The 2644-nt window shown below is 71.0% G+C and carries 3 protein-coding genes; 1 reads left to right on the top strand and 2 read right to left on the bottom strand.

Going from position 1 to position 2644, the window contains the following annotated elements; genetic code table 11:
• Nucleotides 1-1064: GNAT family N-acetyltransferase (locus tag RWP81_RS16135; protein WP_314457826.1), on the top strand; the 1064-nt coding region annotated here is incomplete at its 5' end.
• A 96-nt stretch (nt 1065-1160) separates the two neighbouring features.
• On the opposite strand, the gene mutM is transcribed toward RWP81_RS16135, so the two are convergent.
• Together mutM and rnc are read right to left on the bottom strand one after the other, a co-directional pair.
• Nucleotides 1161-2051 carry a bifunctional DNA-formamidopyrimidine glycosylase/DNA-(apurinic or apyrimidinic site) lyase gene (mutM, locus tag RWP81_RS16130; RefSeq protein ID WP_314457824.1) on the bottom strand — a complete coding sequence of 297 codons (891 nt, stop codon included), beginning with the start codon at nt 2049-2051 and terminating at the stop codon, nt 1161-1163.
• Nucleotides 2044-2644: ribonuclease III (gene rnc, locus RWP81_RS16125; protein ID WP_314457822.1), on the bottom strand; the 601-nt coding region annotated here is incomplete at its 5' end. The genes mutM and rnc, both read right to left, overlap by 8 nt.

The raw sequence follows: 2644 nt of genomic DNA, 5'->3' as shown, positions 1-2644 counted from the left end.
GCCTCGAGCTGCGGCCGCTTCACATCCCGGCATCCATCGACGACGTTGATGCCGCCGACTTCCGCGAGATGGTGCGTCTGCGCAACCTCGTCTACGAGGAGATCTCCGGACACGACGACGAATCGATGCCCGCCGACGAACTGCTCCCCCTGTTCCAGCCCCGGCCGGAGGTGAAGCGGTTCTCATGGATCGCCGTGTTCCACGGCGAGGTCGTCGGTCGCGCGGGCCTCGACCTCCCGCAGGAGGACGGCGCCCGCACCGGGTCTTACCTCATCGAACTCCGCCGGTCCGCGTGGGGTCACGGCATCGGTCGCGCCGCCTTCGCCATTATCGAGCCCCTCGCCCGCGCCCACGGACGCACGGTCCTGCAGTCGTGGGCCGCGCACCCTGCCTCCGAGGGACCGCAGTTGGCGGCACCCACGGGGTTCGGCGCCGTGCCGAACGACCACTCGGCGCGGTTCCTGCTGGCATCCGGCTGCACGCTCGAGCAGATCGTGCGCGTGAGCACGCTCGATGTCGCCGTTGCCCGCCCACGCCTCGGCACCCTCCTCGCCGAGGCCGAGGCCGCGGCGGCCGGGTATCGCGTGGTGCAGTGGACGCTGCCCACGCCCGACGAATTCGTCGACGCTTTCGCCTGGATGAAGTCGCGCATGGCGACGGACGCGCCGTCCGCCGACCTCGACGTCGACGAAGAGGTGTGGGATGCCGCACGGCTCCGGCGCCACGAGGCCACGTACCTCGACGCGGGTCGCCACATGCTGGTGACCGCGGCGCAGCACGTGGACTCGGGAGAGCTCGCCGCGTTCAACGAGCTCGTCATCGGCAAGGACCGCGCGGCGGTGACGGGGCAGGAAGACACCCTCGTGGTGGCCTCCCATCGCGGGCACCGACTGGGCCTGCTGGTCAAGTGCGCCGGCCTCCTCGCCTGGCGGGACATCGCCCCCGACTCACCCCGCGTCATCACCTACAACGCCGAGGAGAACCGCCCGATGCTCTCGATCAACGAGCAGATCGGCTTCGCCCCGATCTCGTACGAGGGCGTATGGCAGAAGATCCTCTCCTGACCCCACCGCGCGCGTCGCCGCGGCACGTCGCCCGGGATCGTCCCCGACGACGCGTTCGGGCGGCTCGTGCGGTCGGTCCCGGGCGCGGGCCGAGGATCAGCGCCGTCTCTGGCAGTGCGGGCAGAAATGGCTCGAGCGGTTCATGAACGACACGCGCACGATCGGGCGCCCGCACCGGGGGCACGGTTGACCGGTACGTCCGTAGGCGTTGAGCGAGTGCGCGAAGTATCCGGCCTGGCCGTTGACGTTCACGTACTGCGCATCGAAGCTCGTGCCGCCCTCGGCCAACGCCTTCTCGAGCACCGCCCGCACCTCGCCGAGCAGGCGGTTCACCGATCTGGTGGGCAGGTCGGAGCCGGGCGTCTCAGGGTGGATACGCGACGCCCACAGCGATTCGTCGGCGTAGATGTTGCCGATACCGCTGGCGACCGTCTGGTCCAGGAGCACGCGTTTGATCCCGGATGCCGTGCGGCCCAGCCTCGCGCGGAATCGGGCGGCGTCGAAGGCCGGATCGAGCGGGTCGCGACCGATGTGCGCGACCTGGGTGGGCACGCGCGCGAGGTCGGACCCGCGTCCGCCCGCGGCGCCGTCGGGCGTGTCGACGAGCTCGTCGAGCGCGAGCGAGCCGAACGTGCGCTGGTCGGCGAAGACGACCGACAGCGGCCCATGCACGGGATGCTCGAGTTCGATGCGGATGCGCTCGTGACGTTCTTCCGGAGCGCCGGGGACGCGCAGCAGCATCTGCCCGCTCATTCCCAGGTGCGTGACGATCGCTTCGTCGCCGGCCACCGGCATCCACAGGAACTTGCCCCGGCGGACGGCGGCGGTGATCCGCCGGCCCGTCAATTCGGCCTCGAAGTGGGCCGCTCCCCCGGTGTGCCGCGTCAGCGCGCGTTCGTCGCGCACGTCGACGGACGTGATCAGCGCGCCGGCGATGGCGGGCTCGAGGCCGGCCCGCACGACCTCGACCTCGGGGAGCTCAGGCACGGGTGTCGAGCTCGCGCCACGCCGTGAGGGCGGCGGCCATCTCGGCCTGCTTCTTGCTCGAGCCGCTTCCCGTCGTGGCGAGATCGCCGACGATCACCGTGGCCGTGAACCGACGGTCGTGATCGGGGCCGGTGGCATCGACCGTGTACACCGGTGCGAGCAGTCCCAGCCGGGCCGCGATCTCTTGCAGGCTCGTCTTGGGGTCCATCGCGGCGCCGTAGCGTTCGGGGTCGGCGAGGAGCGGCTCGACGAGACGCAGCACCATGGCGGTCGCAGCCTCAGGACCAGCCGACAGGAAGGTCGCTCCGATGAGCGCCTCCATCGTGTCGGCGAGAATCGAGTCCTTGTCGCGCCCGCCGGTGAGGATCTCGCCACGGCCGAGGCGTACGTACGCCCCAAGTCCGATCCTGCGGGCCACCTCGGCGAGGGCGACGGTCGACACGACGCTGGCGCGGCGCTTGGCGAGGCCGCCCTCTTCGAGCTCCGGATGCCGTGTGAACAGGCGCACCGTGACGGCCTGGCCCAGCACGGAGTCGCCCAGGAACTCCAGGCGCTCGTTGTGCGGGATGCCGCCGTTCTCGTAGGCGTACGAG

Source organism: uncultured Microbacterium sp., assembly GCF_963521695.1.
Taxonomy (GTDB): domain Bacteria; phylum Actinomycetota; class Actinomycetes; order Actinomycetales; family Microbacteriaceae; genus Microbacterium.
Note: the sequence above shows the minus strand (reverse complement) of the source record. Positions and strands in the feature narration are given on the sequence as shown.